We start from the raw sequence: 16,240 nt of genomic DNA, 5'->3' as shown, positions 1-16,240 counted from the left end.
ATGAGAAGGATGCGACGCGGGATGCGACGTCAGTCACATTCCGGGCCTGGAACCTAGGGGATTGGGTCGTCGTCTCCACAGTCGACACACAGTTGGTCAGCTTGTGATCACTCTGTGGCGCACCTTTGTAAAGGATTGCCATAGAAGATGGCGAAAGCGATCATTCCATCTTTACGTGAACATGACTGATCCGTAAGGGTTACCCCTCGGGGCCCGACCAGCCCTCATGGCGCCGAACCGCGTCATGTTGCGGGGCGGTTGGCGATGCCGGCCGCCTTCGAACGAAGGAACCCTGATCAGTGCGTAGACCGCACATACGCAGCGTCGCCGTCGCCATCGCGGTGACCACCGCTGCCACGGGCCTGGCCGGTACGGCCTTCGCGGGTCCCTCCACGGGGGAGCGATCCGCCGTTTCCGCCGGTACGAACGCCTCGGCGGTGGTGGACGCGGCACGCGCCGCGGCCTTCGCCCACGCCTCGGCGACCGGTGTCTCCAAGGGCGACGAACTGCACGCCCAGGACGTGATGACCGACCCCGAGGGCGCCCGGCACGTCCGATTCGTCCGCACGTACAACGGTCTTGACGTGCTCGGCGGCGACCTCGTCGTCCACCTCGACCGGGGCCTCGCGTACACGGGCGTGACCCGTGCCGCCGACCACGCCGTGCAGCCGGCCACCGGCAAGGCCAGGCTGACCGCGGACCAGGCCGCCGCCAAGGCCGCCCAGGCGGCGAAGGGCGAGGCGGGCGGCGCCCAGCTCGTCGTGGACGCCCGCGGTGGCTCCTCGGCCCTCGCCTACCAGGTCACCGTGACCGACCAGGACGGCACCAACACCGTCGTCGTCGACGCCGTCACCGGCAAGGTGCGCAGCAACACCCCCGACAGCGACGAGTTCCTGTCGCCCAAGCTGCTCGACAACCTGCGCAAGCACGGCGAGACGCTCGACCCGGCCACCGGCAGCGCCTCCGAGGCCCCCGAGGCGGCCGGCCTGCTCGGCTCCGGCGCCTCGGCCGTCACCCCGTACCCCTCAGCCGCGAAGGGCACCGGCAAGACCCTCTTCGTGGGCAGCGTCGGTCTGACCACCACGGCCACCTCCAAGGGCCACTACCAGCTCAAGGACCCGAGCCGGTACGGCACCGAGACGCGTGATGCCAAGGGCTCGCAGACGGAGAAGTTCAGCGCGGGCGCCAAGTTCACCAACACCACCGACGTGTGGGGCAACGGCGCGACCAGCAACCGGGCCAGCGCCGCCGCCGACGCCCAGTACGGCATCACCAAGACGCTGGACTTCTACAAGAGCACCTTCGGCCGCAAGGGCATAGCCAACAACAGCAAGGCCGCCCAGGGCATGGTCCACTGGGGCAGCAAGGTCGCCAACGCCTTCTGGGACCCGACCTGCAACTGCATGCTGTACGGCGATGGCGACGGCAAGACCTTCAAGAAGCCGCTCGTCGTCCTCGACGTCACCGGCCACGAGCTGACGCACGGCGTGGTCGACGCGACCGCGAAGCTGCAGCCGACCTTCGTCGACGCCAGGGGCAACCAGTACGGCGAGCCCGGTGCGCTCAATGAGTCCCTCGCGGACATCTTCGGCTCGAACGTCGAGTTCTACGCCAACAACAAGAACGACACGCCGGACTACCTGATCGGCGAGAAGCTGGGCCTTTCGCAGAAGTTCCTGCGCCGCCTGGACCACCCCTCGCTCGACAAGCTCGAGGGCACGATCGACTACTGGTCGCCGGACACCTACTACACCGAGGTGCACGCCGGTTCCGGTGTCTCCTCGCACGCCTACTACCTCCTCGCCGAGGGCAGCGGCAAGAAGACGATCAACGGTGTCGCCTACGACTCGCCGACCTACAACCGCTCCACGGTCAAGGGCATCGGCCGGTCCAAGGCGACCGCCATCTTCTACCGTGCGCTCACCCGCTACATGGTCTCCACGACCGACTTCCACGACGCGCGCGTCGCGACGCTGAAGGCGGCCAAGGACCTGTACGGCGCGAACAGCACCGAGTACAAGACGGTGGACAACGCATGGGCCGCGGTCAACGTCACCGCCGCCAACACCCCAGCCGCCCGTCACTGACGCAGCAGCCGTACCGCCGTACCCCTGGATGCCCCGCCCCGCGCGGGGCATCCGCATGTCCTGGCCCGCACGACGAAGTCCGGCCTCGCCCGGCGGGACGCCCCTGCCACCGAGGTGCGCATCCGCGGCATCGGCGGGACCATGACCTCCGTGGGATACGCAGGGCACCTCCCGGACCGTGCGCAGGCGGCCCGGCGCGTCCGGCGCGCTCCGGGACGTCGCCCGGCGAGCAGCCGGTTCGGACGCGGCTGCCGCGTCGGCGCCGCCCTGCTGGCGGTCGCCGTCTGCCCGTCCGTGTCCGCCCACGCGGCCGAGCCGCTGCCCGCGTCCGTCGGCCGTGCCTCCGCAGTGGTCACCTGGGCGGCGAGCGCCGACCAGCTGAGCGAGGGCGCTGCGGGCGACGGTTACCGGCTGATCGTGCACACCAGCGTCGGCGGCAGCGGGCTGCGCGTCCGCGTGACCAACGCCTTCGGAGACCGCCCGCTGACCCTGGACAGCGTCTGGGCAGGTGTGCGCGACCGGGGTGCCGCACTGCGCCGTGGCAGCAACCGGCGGCTGACCTTCGGCGGCGCCCGTACGGTCACCGTGGGGGCCGGGGCCGTCGCCTGGAGCGATCCGCTGCCCGGTACGGTGCCGGCCGGCACGGACCTCGCCGTCAGCCTGCACACCCCGGACGCGGCCGGTCCGGCGAGCGGCCACGGGATGGCGATGCAGACGTCGTACACCGGCCAGGGCGACCACACCGCCGAGGAGAGCGGCACCAACTGGACGCAGACGACCGGCTCCTGGTGGTACCTCGACGCCGTGTCCGTGCGGCCCTCCCGGGCGTCCACCAGAGCCGTGGCCGCGCTCGGCGACTCCCTCACCGACGGCTGGCACTCCACCAGCGACCTCGACCGGCGCTGGCCCGACTACCTCGCACGGCGCCTGCGCACGGCCCGCACGGACATCAAGGGCGTCGCCAACGAGGGCATCTCCGGCAACAAGGTCCTCGCGGACGGCGCCGGGCGCAGCGCCCTCGACCGGCTCGGCCGGGACGTGCTCACGCTGCCCGGTGTACGCACCGTGTTCCTCTTCGAGGGCGTGAACGACATCAAGGCGCACACCGGAGTCACCGCGGCCGAACTGATCGCCGGATACCGGGAGATCGCGCGACGGGTGCACGCGGCCGGCAAGTGCGTCGTCGCCGCCACGGTCGGCCCGTTCGAGGGCTGGCCCGAATGGGACCCGGCCGGCGAGTCCGTGCGCCGGCAGGTCAACCAGTACCTGCGCAGCACCCATGACGTCGACGCCGTCACCGACTTCGACCGCGTCCTGCGCAATCCCCACGACCCCGACCGGATCCTGCCGTTCTTCGACGGTGGCGACCATCTGCACCCCAACGACCGGGGCATGCGGGCGATGGCCGACGCCGTCGACCTGAGCCGCCTGAACTGCGCCCGCTGACCGCAGCTCCGGCCGGGTCCCCGGAACCCGGCCGGCTCAGCGCGGTGGCCCCGCCCGGTTCAGCGCAGCGTCTCCGCCCAGTTCGCCGGCACCCGTCCCGCCGGGCCCGGCACGGGCTGGTCCTCGGGATGGCTGGCCGGCGGGGCCAGGTCGGGGCCCGAGGCGTACAACTCCTCGGTGGCGTAGTTCCAGAACCACTCCTCGCCCGGCTCGAAGCTCCGGATCACCGGGTGCCTGGTGGCGTGGTAGTGGGCGGTGGCGTGCTTGGCGGGGGAGTCGTCGCAGCAGCCGATGTGACCGCACTGCGCGCACCGGCGCAGGTGGAACCACCAGCCGCCCGCCTCCTCGCACTCCACACACCCGGTACCGCTGGGCGGGACGTTCGCGTCGAACCCCTCGACGTCTTTCATACGGCTTCCTCCGCTCGCTCCTCGGACGGCTCGGACGACTCGGACGGTTCGGCGGCCAGGGGCAGCAGTACCTGGAAGCGGGTGTCGCCGGGCACCGACTGCACGTGCAGGGTGCCGTGGTGCTTGTTGACGACGATCCGCCTCGAGATGTCCAGACCCAGCCCGGTTCCCTCGCCGACCGGTTTCGTGGTGAAGAACGGGTCGAAGATCCGGTCCTTGATCTCCGGCGGGACACCGGGCCCGGTGTCCCGGAACTCGACCAGCAGCCGCTCACGGTCGAGCGCCGTCCGCACGGTCAACGTGCCCGCACCGCCCGCGCTGTTGATGGCGGAGACCGCGTTGTCGATCAGGTTGGTCCACACCTGGTTCAGCTCCGCCGGATAGGCGGGCACCGGCGGAAGCGCACGGTCGTACTCCTTGACGACCTCGATGTCCGCGCCGATCTTGCCGGAGAGCATCAGCAGGGTGCTGTCGAGGAGTTCGTGCACGTCCACCACCCGGTAGGGGGCCCGGTCCAGCTGCGAGTACTGCTTGGCCGCGTCGACGAGATGCGAGATCCGGGCGGTGGAGTCCTCGATCTCGTTCATCAACAGCTCGGTCTCGATGGTGTAGTTGAGCCAGCCGACCGCCCCGGGCAGGATCTCCTCGTCCACGGCCGCCGCGACCTGCGCCAGCCAGTCGACGTCCAGCCCGGCCTGCACGAAGGTCGGCGCCAGCTGCCAGCCGTTGTCGATGCCGTGGTCGTCCAGCCAGCCGGTGAGCAGGTCCTCCCGGTCGGCGGCCTCCAGCGGGCTGAGCGCCGGGGCCTTCGCGACCCGCTCCGCGGTGCGCTCCTGTACCTCCATCAGGCTCGCCAACGCCTCGCGGGAGAAGGGGCCTTCGGCGATGAAGGCGAGCTTGCGCCGCATCTTCGCGACCCGTTCGCGCAGCGTGGCCGTGGCTCGTACGGCCGCCGCCGCGGGGTTGTTCAGCTCGTGCGTGAGCCCCGCCGAGAGCGAGCCCAGCGCCAGCAGCCGCTCGCGCTGTCCGATCGCCGCCTGGGTGTTCTTCGACCCGAAGAACAGGCCCTCCAGCAGATGCACGGCCATCGGGAACCAGTCGGTCATGACCTCCGCGAAGATGTCCGCGGGCAGCACGAAGAACCGGGTCGGCACCGTCACCCGCATCGAGTTGGTGTACACCTGCCGCACCCGGTCGCCGAGGTACGCCTGCATGGCGCCCGCGTACACCCCGCGCTGGTCGGTGCGGGTGACCTCCACGTCGTCGCCGGCGACCCGGCGCGACATCACCACCGTGCCCTCGATCATCACGAAGAAGCAGGTGGCCGGGTCGCCCTCGGTGTACACCGGGCCGGGCTCGAACAGCTCGACGCGACCCTCGCTGCACAGCCGCCCGAGCTGCTCGGGGCTCAGCTTCTCGAAGAGGAACAGCGAGCTGATCTCCCGAGGGCTGCATGGCATGATCCGACCACTCATGACTGCTCCAGATCGTTCATGACTGTTCCAGGTACCGGTGGACGAGCATCACGGCCATGGCTCCCTCGCCGACGGCGGACGCGACCCGCTTGGCCGACTCCGCGCGCGCGTCACCCGCCACGAACACACCGGGCACGCTGGTCTCCAGGTGGTAGGGCGCCCGGTCCAGCTCCCAGCCGGCCGGCGGGCGCCCGTCGGCGGTCAGGTCGGGCCCGGCCAGGATGAACCCGCGCTCGTCGCGCAGCACCGCGTCGCCCAGCCAGTCGGTCAGCGGGGCGGCACCGATGAACACGAACATCCACTGCGCGTCGACCCGTTCGCTCTCCCCGGTCACCGTGTGCCGCAGCGTCACCTGTTCCAGGTGGTCCGCGCCGTGCGCAGCGTCCACGACCGTGTGCGGGCGCACCGAGATGTTCGGCGCCTCGTTGATCTGCTGGATCAGGTAGTACGACATCGACGCCGACAGGTCGGCACCGCGCACCAGCAGCGTCACCGACTTCGCGCTCCGGGACAGGTACATCGCCGCCTGGCCCGCCGAGTTGGCGCCGCCGACGATGAAAATGTCCTGCCCCTGACAGGCCGCCGCCTCCGTCAGCGCCGAGCCGTAGAACACCCCGCAGCCGGTCAGGTCGGTGCAGCCGGTGGCCTCCAGCTGCCGGTACTGCACCCCCGTCGCGAGGATCACGCTGTGTGCGGCGATCGCCGAGCCGTCCGCGAACCGTACGATCCGGGCGGAGCCGTTGACCTCCAGCCCGGTCACCTCCCGCGCGGTCAGGATCTCTGCACCGAACTTGGCCGCCTGCCGCCGCGCCCGGCCGGTGAGCTGAGCGCCGGAGACCCCGTCGGGAAAGCCCAGGTAGTTCTCGATCCGCGAACTCTGCCCGGCCTGCCCGCCGGTCGCCGACCGCTCGACGAGCACGGTCCTGAGGCCTTCCGAGGCCCCGTACACGGCCGCGCCGAGCCCGGCCGGTCCGCCGCCGATCACGACGAGGTCGTAGAAGTCGGCCGTGGGCGTCGTCGCCAGGCCCACCTTCGCCGCCAGCTCGGGCGCCTCAGGCTCGACCAGGGCCGTGCCGTCCGGGGTGATCACCAGGGGCAGCCGCTGTCCGTTCTGCCCGGCGGCGGCCAGCAGCCGCTGCCCCTCCGGCTCGTCCACCGAGTACCAGCGGTAGGGCACCTGGTTGCGGGCCAGGAACTCACGCACGTCCGAGGACCGCGCCGACCAGCGGTGGCCGACCACCTTGGTGCTGGGCACGGGCCGGTAGTCGCTGCACCGCCAGGCCTGGAGCAGATCGTCCAGCACCGGATAGAGCTTCTCCTCCGGCGGGTCCCACGGCTTGAGCAGATAGTGGTCGAGATCGACGACGTTGATCGCGTCGATCGCCGCGTTGGTGTCCGCGTACGCGGTCAGCAGCACCCGCCGCGCCCCCGGATACACATCCAGCGCCTGCTCGAGGAACTCGATGCCGTTCATCTGCGGCATGCGGAAGTCGGCCAGGATCACCGCCACCAGGTCGCCCCGCAGCTTCAGCTCGCGCAGCGCCTCCAGCGCGGACTGGCCGGATTCCGCCCGCACGATCCGGTACGACTCGCCGTAGCGCCGCCGCAGATCGCGGGCGACGGCACGGGAGACTCCCGGGTCGTCGTCCACGGTCAGGATGACGGTCCGCGCTGTCTCGGCGGCCTGTGTCATACGTCTCCCACCCCGAGTCGGTTCCCGCGGCACGGCGTCGTGAGGACCGCCGCACCGGTTCTCCGCCATCGTATGTTCGATCGGTGCGGTTCGCCCCGGGATACCGCGGGGACGGTGATCAGCCCGGCGGCGACTCCCCGAGCACGCAGGACTCGTCGGCGTCGTCGTTCACGACGCCCGGCCGAGCATCTCGGCCCACCGGCGGCGCGACGCCTGCGTTTCCGCGGCGGGGCGCGCTCGCGAGATGATCGTCTTCCACGACACCCGCTGCGACGACGAGGAGACCCACGCATGACACGCCCGATCACGGCAGCATTGGACGGTTCCGAGGAGAGCCTGGCCGCGCTGGACTGGGCCGGCCGGGAGGCCGTACGCCGGGGGCTGCCGCTGCGTGTGGTGCACGCCTGGCGCTATGCCGACCAGCTCGCCACGGTCGACCGCGGCACCCAGCAGGGGTGGGCGTCGGACGGTGTGCGTGAAGCCGTGCGCGCTGTCGCCGAGCGGCATCCGCAGCTCGCCCCGGCCGTCGACGTCGTCGAGGGCGACCCCGTGCACGCACTGGTCCGGGCGGCGGCCGAGGCCGAGATGCTGGTGCTGGGCTCGCGCGGGCACGGCCCGGTCGTCGGATTCCTGCTCGGCTCGGTCGGCCGGCAGGTGATCGCCGAGGCGGCCCGGCCGGTCGTGCTGGTGCGTGCCGGGGACAGGGCGGCCGCCGAGGTGGCCGGCCGGGACGTCGTGGTCGGGCAGCAGGGCGACGGCGAGGACAGCGCGGCCGCGCTGCGGTTCGCCTTCGAGACGGCGGCGGCGCGGGGCGCGACCGTGCGGGCCGTCCGGGCGTGGACGCTGCCGCCGGTCTTCGCCTACAGCCCCGGTTCGCTCAAGCTGCTGGACGACGCCGGCGGTCTCGAGCCGTACGAGAAGCAGGCGCTGAGCGAGGCCCTCGGGCCCTGGCGGGAGCGGTTCCCGGACGTGCCGGTGGCCGAACAGGTGGAGATGGGCAGCGCGGGCCAGGTGCTGCTGGCGGTGGCCGGCCGGGCCCAGCTGATGGTCGTGGGGCGCCGGGCGCACCGGACGGCCGTGGGCGCCCGGATCGGCTCGGTCGCCCACGGGGTGCTGCACCACGCCGCATGCCCGGTCGCCGTGGTCCCGCACGAGTGAGCTACTCGGGGACCGTCGGCTCCAGCGTGGCCCGCGCCGTGGGCAGGATGTTCGCGGTGTAGTCCTTGACGGCCGTGTCGAGGCCGATGTCGTGCTGTGCGCGCTCGGACAGGTACCAGCGATGCTCGAGGAGTTCGTGGTAGATCTCCGCCGGGTCCATGGAGCCGCGCAGCTCGGGCGGCACCGCCCGCACGGTGGGCCGGAAGACGTCCCGCACCCAGCGGTGGGCGAGCACCTCGGGGCGGGCGGCGAGGGGATCGCCGGGCGCGTGGTCGTCCTGGGTGGCCATCCAGCTCTCCAGGTCGCCCAGCAGCCGCCGCGCCTGGTTCTCCTCGGCGTCCAGGCCGGTCAGCCGCAGCAGCTGGCGCTGGTGGTGGCCGGCGTCCACGACCTTCGGCACGAAGGTGACCGAATCGCCGTTCGAGGAGTGCTCGATCTGCATCTCGGCCACGTCGAAGCCCATCTCGTTCAGGCGCCGGATGCGGCGCTCGATGTAGTGGTACTTGCCCGCCGGGTACACCGAAGTACGGGTCAGCTCCTGCCACAGCCCCTGGTACCGGGTGCAGATCTCGTGGCCGAACTCCACCGGGTCGACCGACGGGTGCAGCGCGCCGGACGCCTCCAGGTCCAGCAGCTCGCCACTGATGTTCACCCGGGCCAGATCGAGGTCGTACTCCCGCTGTCCGCGGCTCAGCCGCGGATGCAGGTCGCCCGTCTCGGCGTCGACCAGGTAGGCGGCGTAGGCGCCGGCGTCGCGCCGGAAGAGGGTGTTGGACAGCGAGCAGTCGCCCCAGGCGAAACCGGCCAGATGGAGCCGGACCAGCAGCACGGCGAGGGCGTCCATCAGCCGGTGCATGGTCGCCGGGCGCATGGTCGTCTCGAACATCGAGCGGTACGGCATCGAGCCGCGCAGATGCCGGGTGACCAAGGCCGGCTCCAGCGGGGCGCCGGTCCGGTCGGTGCGGCCGGTGACCACCGCGAGCGGGTCGACGGCGGGGATGCCGAGCCGGTCGAGGTCGCGCAGCAGCTCGTACTCGCGCAGCGCGGGCCGCTCCGCCAGCTCCTTGACGGCGATCACCTCGTCGCCGGCGTGCGCGTACCGCACGACGTGCCGCGAGATGCCCCTGGGGAGCGGCACGAGATACTCCGCGGGCCACTCCTCCAGGGGCACGTCCCAGGGCAGGGCGAGCAGGAGCGCGGGGTGCTCCGGGTTCGTGGCACTGATCTGCAAGGCCATGGCACGAACCCTAAGGCCCCGCGCGGGAGTTCTAGGAAGCCCTTTCCCGGGCCTGCTCGGCCGCCGCGCGCAGCGAGCCGTGGTGCACCGGCCCGTGTCCCGGCAGCAGGGTGTCGCCGTCGAGCGCGCCGATCAGGTCCAGGGAGGCGATCGCCCCGGCGCGGTCGTGGTGGAAGAAGTCGGTCAGCAGCTGCGGGCCCTTGATCCGGGAGATCGCGTGCCCGCTGACCAGCGCGTCGCCGGAGATGACGATCCCGGCGTCGGGCAGGTGGTAGACGCAGTGGCCGTCGGTGTGGCCGGGGGTGTGCACGGGTACGGGACGGCCGGGCAGATCGAGCTTGCCGTCCGCCGGGAACGGCTCGGGAGCGGTGACCGGGTGCTGTTCGGTGCCGCCGACCCGCACCGTGTGCACCGCCCAGGGCAGCACGCCCGGCCGCCACAGATTGCGCAGCACGTCCCCCGTGCCGGCCTGCTGGAGGAACTCCCGGCGCGCATGCGGGACTTCGGCGGGATGCAGCAGGACGGGGGTGCCGTGGGTGGCGCGCAGGTACTCGGCCGAGCCCAGGTGGTCGTTGTGCGCGTGTGTGATCAGCACGGCGGCGACCGCCTCCGGTGAACTGCCCACCGCGGCCAGGGACTCCAGGACCCCCTGCCGGTCCCCGGGGTAGCCGGTGTCCACGAGGGTGACGGCGTCGCCGTCCTTGAGGATCACCCAGTTGACGTTGCTGCCGTGCACCAGATAGGTCCCGTCGGCCACTTGCCGTACTTCTGCCCGCATGGTCTTCCCGTCCCGCGTCGCCGCTGATCGTCGACGGACAGCCAACCAGATCGGTCAACGGCCTGCGCAAGAGGGATGACCGCGCGCGTCAGTGCACCCCGTGCGGCCGGAACTGGATGCTGATGCGCGGGCCCGACGCCCGGGCGGTCTTGGGTATGCAGTGCTCCCAGGTGCGCTGGCAGGAGCCGCCCATGACGATCAGGTCGCCGTGTCCGAGCGGCCGCCGCACCGTCGCACCGCCTCCGCGGGCCGGGCGCAGCAGCAGGTCCCGGGGCTCGCCGACGGAGAGGATCGCGACCATCGTGTCCTCGCGGGCGCCCCGCCCGATCCGGTCCCCGTGCCAGGCCACGCTGTCCCGGCCGTCGCGGTAGAAGCACAGCCCGGCGGTGGTGAACGGCTCGCCCAGTTCCTCGGCGTAGTGCCGGGACAGGGCCTCGCGGGCCTCTTCCAGCACCGGATGGGGGAGCGGGTCACCGGCCGCGCAGAAGGCCAGCAGGCGCGGTACGGCCACCACGTTGTCGTACATCTTGCGCCGCTCGGCCCGCCACGGCACGTCGGCCGCCAGTCGTTCGAACAGGGCGTCCGCACCGCTCAGCCAGCCCGGCAGCACATCGATCCAGGCGCCGTCGGACAGCTCGGTCCGGCGCAGCCCGTCCAGCGGGCCGAGCCGCAGCTCGTCGGTCTGGTCGAACAGGGAGCCCTGGAGGTGCGTGGACATGAGCCCAGCGTACTCCTAAATCGAAAATACGTTCGCACTGGATCGACGGACCTCGCCGGGCCGGTCGCCGCCCTCTTTCGATACATCGATGTATCGGATACATTCGCGTATCGAACGGGAGGAGCGGTGCCCGATGAACGACACACCCAGGCGCGTCACCCGGCGCCGGCTCGCCACCCGGGCCCGGCTGCTCGATGCCGCGTTCGAGGTGTTCGCGGCCAAGGGGTTCGGCCGGGTCTCCATCGAGGAGGTCTGCGAAGCCGCCGGCTACAGCCGGGGCGCCTTCTACTCGAACTTCGCCACACTCGACGAGCTGTTCTTCGCGCTCTACCAGGAGCGCGCCGACCTCATCGCCGCCCAGGTCGCCGACGCCCTCGCCCAGGACGGAGCCGACCTCGACGTAGCGGCTTCCGTGGACCAGGTCACCGAGGTGCTGCTGCTCGACGTGGACTGGCTGCTGGTCAAGACCGACTTCCTGGTGCACGCAGCCCGCGATCCGGCCGTCGCCCGAGCCCTCCTCGACCACCGCACACGCCTGCGCGAAGCCGTCGCCGACCGGCTCTTCCGGGCCCGCGGCCACACCGCACTGCCCGCCGTGCTCGGCGACGTGGACGGCGCCGCGCACGCCGTGGTCGCCGCCTACGACGGGGTCACCACCCAGCTGCTGCTGGACAAGGACGTCGAGGCCGCGCGGACCTGGCTGAAACAGCTGCTCACCGCGCTCCTCACCGAGGGCGGCAGCGCCCCATCCACTGCTTGAGCAACCGAGGAAGGAACCGGACGCCATGGACGCGGACGTCATCGTCGTCGGAGCGGGCCTCGCCGGCCTGGTCGCGGCGCACGAACTCACCAGCCGGGGACGCAGGGTGGCCCTGGTCGACCAGGAGAACGCCGCCAACCTCGGCGGGCAGGCGTTCTGGTCCTTCGGCGGGCTCTTCCTCGTCGACTCCCCGCAGCAGCGCCGCCTCGGCATCAAGGACTCCTTCGGCCTCGCCTGGAACGACTGGCAGGGCAGCGCGCAGTTCGACCGGCTGGACGACGAGGACTCCTGGGCGGTGCGCTGGGCCCGCGCCTACGTCGAGTTCGCGGCCGGCGAGAAACGCCCCTGGCTCCAGGGCCACGGCATCGAGCTGCTGCCGACCGTCGGCTGGGCCGAACGCGGCGACCTCAGGGCGGCCGGACACGGCAACTCCGTGCCCCGCTTCCACATCGCCTGGGGCACCGGCACCGGCGTGGTCGAACCCTTCGTGAAGTACGCCCGCCAGGCCGCCCGTGACGGACTGCTCGCCTTCCACCACCGCCACCGGGTGGACGAGCTGGTCATCGAGGACGGCACGGCCCGCGGGGTGCGCGGCACGGTGCTCGCCGAGGACCGCTCGGCGCGCGGTGTCCCCTCCAACCGCGACCGCGCCGGTGACTTCGAACTCACCGCCCAGGCGGTCGTCGTGACCACCGGCGGCATCGGCGCCGACCACGACATCGTCCGCCGCCACTGGCCCGAGCGGCTCGGCACGCCCCCGGCCGAGATGGTCACCGGCGTCCCCGCCTACGTCGACGGCCGGATGCTCGACATCAGCGCCGGCGCGGGCGTCCGCCTGGTCAACCGCGACCGTATGTGGCACTACACCGAGGGCCTGCAGAACTGGGACCCGATCTGGCCCGGCCACGGCATTCGCATCCTGCCCGGACCGTCCTCCATCTGGCTGGACGCGCTCGGCCGCCGGCTGCCCGACCCCTGCCTGCCGGGCTACGACACCCTCAACACCCTGAAGTACCTGCGCACCACCGAGGACATCGCCGGCTACGACCACTCGTGGTTCATCCTCACCCGGAAGATCATCGAGAAGGAGTTCGCGCTCTCCGGCTCCGAGCAGAACCCCGACATCACCGCCAAGGACCGGGGCGCCGTGCTGCGCGACCGGCTGCTCGGCAAGGGCGCGCCCGCACCCGTGCAGGCCTTCGTGGACAAGGGCGCGGACTTCGTGACCGCCGGCACCCTGGAGCAGCTGGTCGGCGAGATGAACGACCTGACCGGCAAGCCGCTGCTGGACGCGGCCGAGGTGCGCCGCCAGATCGAGGCCCGCGACCTGCAGATCGCCAACCCCTACAGCAAGGACTCCCAGGTGCAGGGCATCCGCAACGCCCGCCGCTACATCGGGGACCGCCTCGGCCGCGTCGCCACGCCGCACCGCATCCTCGACCCGGCCGCCGGCCCCCTCATCGGCGTGCGGCTGCACGTGCTGACCCGCAAGACCCTCGGCGGCATCCAGACCGACCTCGACTCGCGCGCCCTGGCCGCCGACGGCACCCCGGTCGAGGGGCTGTACGCGGCGGGTGAGGTGGCCGGCTTCGGCGGCGGCGGGGTGCACGGCTACAACGCGCTGGAGGGCACGTTCCTCGGCGGCTGCCTGTTCTCCGGGCGGGCCGCGGGCCGGCACGCGGCGCGGCAGACCGGCTGACCGCGGGCCGCCGCCGCGGCCCGCGAAGGGGTCAGCGTTCCAGCAGCTCCAGCAGCACCTGGGCATGGCTGCGCTCGGGCGTCTTCGACGCCGTCAGCAGCGTCAGGCGGCCCCTGCGGGCCGCCTTGCGCAGGCCGTCGAGCAGTTCGGCGGCCTCCGGGGCCTCCAACTCCGTTTCGTAGCGGTGGCGGAACTCCTCGTACGTGCCGCCGCCGTGGAACCACCTGCGCAGCTCGGTCGACGGCGTCAGCCCTTTCGGCCACTCGTCGACGTGCGCCGCCTCCTTGGAGACACCACGTGGCCACAGCCGGTCGACGAGCACCCGCAGACCGTCGTCGGGCTCGGGCTCTTCGTAGGCCCGGCGCACACGCACACTCACTTCCGGCCCCTCTCGGGTTGCGGACGGTGCCGTGAGCCTAACCGCGGGCACGCACGGCCACCGGGCGCGACGCGGCGTAACGTGGCCTGAAGGAGAGCAGCACCAGGGCACCACCGCGCCTACTCTGGCGGCCAGACGATCACCGGCCACTCCTCGAGGAGCGCATGTGACGCGACCCCCCGGACAGCCCGCCCTGCGCCGCAGCACGACCCTGCGCCGCCGGGCGGTCCTCGCCGCCGTCCCTGTAGCCGCAGCGGCACTCCTCGGTGCCGGCGGACCTGCCGCGCCGGGCACCGTGGGCGCGCCCGGCGCGGGCGATCCCTACTTCCCGCTCAGCGGCAACGGCGGTTACCACGTCCGGCACTACGACCTGTCGCTGCGCTACGACACCGGTTCCCGGCACCTCGACGGTACGGCGGTCCTCTCCGCCGACGCCACCCAGCCGCTGACCCGCTTCGACCTCGACCTCGAGGGCATGAGCGTCACCGGCGTCACCGTCGAACGCACCCCGGCCGCCTTCCGGCGCGAGGGCCAGGAACTCGTCGTCACCCCACGCCATGCCGTCCGCGCGGGCCACCCCTTCCGCATCGCCGTCGCCTACCAGGGCACCCCCGGACCGGTCACCGACCCCGACGGCTCCCCGGACGGCTGGATCCCCACCGACGACGGCGCGTTCGTGGCGGGCGAGCCGCAGGGGGCGATGACCTGGTTCCCGGCCGACGCGCACCCCAAGGACAAGTCGTCGTACGACTTCACGCTCACCGTCCCGCAGGGGCGCACCGCCGTCGCCAACGGTGTCCTGCTCTCGCAGCGCACCGCACACGGGTGGACGACGTTCCGCTGGCGCGAGAGCCGGCCGATGGCCGCCTACCTGGCGACCGCCACCATCGGGACCTTCCAGGTCCAGCGCTCCACCACTCCGGACGGCATCCAGGTCTACAACGCCGTGGACCCCCGGGAGGCGCGCGCCGCCGCGCCCGTGCTGAAGCAGCTGCCGTCCGTCCTCGCCTGGGAGAGCAAGCTGTTCGGGCCCTACCCGTACCGGGCCGCCGGCGCGATCGTCGACCACGCTCCGAACGTAGGCTACGAGCTGGAGACCCAGACCCGGCCGCTGTACGACTCCGCGCCCGACCTGCGCACCCTCGTACACGAGAGCGCCCACCAGTGGTTCGGCGACTCCGTCTCGCTGACCGCCTGGAAGGACATCTGGCTCAACGAGGGCTTCGCCACCTACGCCGAGTGGCTGTACGCCGAACAGCACGGCGGCGACAGCGCCCAGAAGACCTTCGACGCGCTCTACGCCACCCCCGCGGACAACGCGATGTGGGCCTACCCGCCGGGCGATCCGGGCAACGACAGGAACATCTTCGGCACGCCCGTCTACACGCGCGGCGCCATGACCCTGCACGAGCTGCGCAGGGCCGTCGGCGACCGGGACTTCTTCCGGATCCTGCGCGCCTGGGCGGCGGACCACCGCGACGGGCACGGTACGACCGCACAGTTCACCAAGCTGGCCGAGCAGGTGTCGGGCAAGCGGCTGGACACGCTCTTCCACACCTGGCTGTTCACCAAAACCAAGCCGAACAGCGCCTGAACGCTTACCGGTTCCGACCAGACCCTTACCGGTTCCAAACAAGTGTCGGCCAAGGTCGGCACCATGATCCATCGCAGAACCGCCGTCGCGCTCCTCGTCTCCCTGCTGCCGCTCACCGGCTGCGGCGGCGGAGCCGAGGCGACCGAGCGGCGGACGCCGTCCACGGCCGCGGCGCCCGCCGGCACCCCCACCCCCGAGGTCCAGGCCGAGCAGGCACCCCAGGGCATACCCGGCCTCGGCCCCACCAGGGCCGCCGCGATACCCGAGCGCTGCGAGCAGGCCGTCGTCGTCACCGGACGGGGAAAGGACTCCCCGGTCTGCAGCGTCGTCCTGTGGGAACGCACCGCGACCGGCTGGCAGGCCGGCCCCACCTGGCCCGCCCACAACGGGCTGCACGGCTGGAGCGGCCACCACATGCTCGGCGACCTGCGCTCCCCGCTCGGCGTCTACACCCTCTCCGACGCCGGCGGCCTGCTCCCGGACCCCGGCAGCAAGCTGCCGTACCACCGGTCCAGCCGTTTCCACTCGCCCGGCACCGGCTTCGAGGGCGAACCGCTCGACGGCTGCTTCGACTACGTCGTCGCCATCGACTACAACCGCAGGCCCGGCACCTCGCCCCTGGACTGGACCCGGCCGCTGGGAGGCGAGCGCGGCGGCGGAGTCTGGCTGCACGTCGACCACGGCGGACCCACCCACGGCTGCGTCAGCGTTGCCAAGGCCCATATGAAGGACCTGCTGCGCACCCTCGATCCGGACCGGCATCCGGCCGTCGTCATGGGGTATGCCGACTGGCTCGCCGGCTGAGC

14 protein-coding genes are annotated in these 16,240 nt (G+C 72.0%); 7 read left to right on the top strand and 7 right to left on the bottom strand.

Annotated elements, in window-relative coordinates:
• Nucleotides 1-299 precede the first annotated feature (299 nt).
• Nucleotides 300-2,087 (top strand): M4 family metallopeptidase, encoded by a 1,788-nt coding sequence (locus GQF42_RS05785; protein WP_158918268.1) that lies wholly within the window; start codon nt 300-302, stop codon nt 2,085-2,087.
• A 294-nt stretch (nt 2,088-2,381) separates the two neighbouring features.
• Nucleotides 2,382-3,533: an SGNH/GDSL hydrolase family protein gene (locus tag GQF42_RS05780; RefSeq protein ID WP_233273749.1), complete on the top strand. Its 1,152-nt coding sequence runs from the start codon at nt 2,382-2,384 to the stop codon at nt 3,531-3,533.
• 59 nt (nt 3,534-3,592) lie between these two features.
• Here the strand turns inward: GQF42_RS05780 and GQF42_RS05775 are convergent, their stop codons facing one another.
• From GQF42_RS05775 to GQF42_RS05765, 3 genes are read right to left on the bottom strand one after another with little or no spacing between them, the layout of a single operon-like run.
• On the bottom strand, nt 3,593-3,943 hold the full coding sequence (locus tag GQF42_RS05775; RefSeq protein ID WP_158918264.1) for a UBP-type zinc finger domain-containing protein: 351 nt from the start codon (nt 3,941-3,943) through the stop codon (nt 3,593-3,595).
• Nucleotides 3,940-5,418 carry an ATP-binding protein gene (locus GQF42_RS05770; protein WP_158918262.1) on the bottom strand — a complete coding sequence of 493 codons (1,479 nt, stop codon included), beginning with the start codon at nt 5,416-5,418 and terminating at the stop codon, nt 3,940-3,942. Before GQF42_RS05770 ends, GQF42_RS05775 begins: the two co-directional genes overlap by 4 nt.
• 16 nt (nt 5,419-5,434) lie before the next feature.
• Nucleotides 5,435-7,111 (bottom strand): FAD-dependent oxidoreductase, encoded by a 1,677-nt coding sequence (locus tag GQF42_RS05765; RefSeq protein WP_158918260.1) that lies wholly within the window; start codon nt 7,109-7,111, stop codon nt 5,435-5,437.
• Between the two features lie 291 nt (nt 7,112-7,402).
• Between GQF42_RS05765 and GQF42_RS05760 the strand changes: the two genes are divergently transcribed.
• A complete protein-coding gene (locus GQF42_RS05760) occupies nt 7,403-8,269 on the top strand; it encodes a universal stress protein (RefSeq protein ID WP_158918257.1) in 867 nt (288 codons plus the stop codon).
• 1 nt (nt 8,270) lies between these two features.
• Here GQF42_RS05760 and GQF42_RS05755 read toward each other — a convergent pair whose 3' ends face one another.
• The 3 genes from GQF42_RS05755 to GQF42_RS05745 form a co-directional block, all read right to left on the bottom strand.
• Nucleotides 8,271-9,506: a DUF4032 domain-containing protein gene (locus GQF42_RS05755; protein ID WP_158918255.1), complete on the bottom strand. Its 1,236-nt coding sequence runs from the start codon at nt 9,504-9,506 to the stop codon at nt 8,271-8,273.
• 31 nt (nt 9,507-9,537) lie between these two features.
• Nucleotides 9,538-10,284 carry an MBL fold metallo-hydrolase gene (locus tag GQF42_RS05750; RefSeq protein WP_158918253.1) on the bottom strand — a complete coding sequence of 249 codons (747 nt, stop codon included), beginning with the start codon at nt 10,282-10,284 and terminating at the stop codon, nt 9,538-9,540.
• Between the two features lie 88 nt (nt 10,285-10,372).
• Nucleotides 10,373-11,002 carry an alpha-ketoglutarate-dependent dioxygenase AlkB gene (locus GQF42_RS05745; RefSeq protein ID WP_158918251.1) on the bottom strand — a complete coding sequence of 210 codons (630 nt, stop codon included), beginning with the start codon at nt 11,000-11,002 and terminating at the stop codon, nt 10,373-10,375.
• 133 nt (nt 11,003-11,135) lie between these two features.
• On the opposite strand from GQF42_RS05745, the gene GQF42_RS05740 reads away from it, so the two are divergent.
• Both GQF42_RS05740 and GQF42_RS05735 read left to right on the top strand, forming a co-directional pair.
• Nucleotides 11,136-11,762, top strand: a complete 627-nt coding sequence (locus tag GQF42_RS05740) for a TetR/AcrR family transcriptional regulator (RefSeq protein ID WP_158918249.1) — start codon at nt 11,136-11,138, stop codon at nt 11,760-11,762.
• 25 nt (nt 11,763-11,787) lie between these two features.
• Nucleotides 11,788-13,461, top strand: a complete 1,674-nt coding sequence (locus GQF42_RS05735) for an FAD-binding dehydrogenase (protein ID WP_158918247.1) — start codon at nt 11,788-11,790, stop codon at nt 13,459-13,461.
• A gap of 31 nt (nt 13,462-13,492) precedes the next feature.
• Here the strand turns inward: GQF42_RS05735 and GQF42_RS05730 are convergent, their stop codons facing one another.
• Nucleotides 13,493-13,840 carry a DUF488 domain-containing protein gene (locus GQF42_RS05730; protein ID WP_199272580.1) on the bottom strand — a complete coding sequence of 116 codons (348 nt, stop codon included), beginning with the start codon at nt 13,838-13,840 and terminating at the stop codon, nt 13,493-13,495.
• A 166-nt stretch (nt 13,841-14,006) separates the two neighbouring features.
• Between GQF42_RS05730 and GQF42_RS05725 the strand changes: the two genes are divergently transcribed.
• Both GQF42_RS05725 and GQF42_RS05720 read left to right on the top strand, forming a co-directional pair.
• Nucleotides 14,007-15,434, top strand: coding sequence for a M1 family metallopeptidase (locus GQF42_RS05725; protein WP_233273261.1), 1,428 nt, complete (start codon nt 14,007-14,009; stop codon nt 15,432-15,434).
• 63 nt (nt 15,435-15,497) lie between these two features.
• Complete coding sequence (locus GQF42_RS05720) at nt 15,498-16,238, top strand: L,D-transpeptidase family protein (protein WP_158918245.1); 741 nt, start codon at nt 15,498-15,500, stop codon at nt 16,236-16,238.
• Nucleotides 16,239-16,240: the final 2 nt, after the last annotated feature.

The organism is Streptomyces broussonetiae, assembly GCF_009796285.1.
Taxonomy (GTDB): Bacteria; Actinomycetota; Actinomycetes; order Streptomycetales; family Streptomycetaceae; genus Streptomyces; species Streptomyces broussonetiae.
This window is presented reverse-complemented; position numbering and strand designations above follow the sequence as displayed.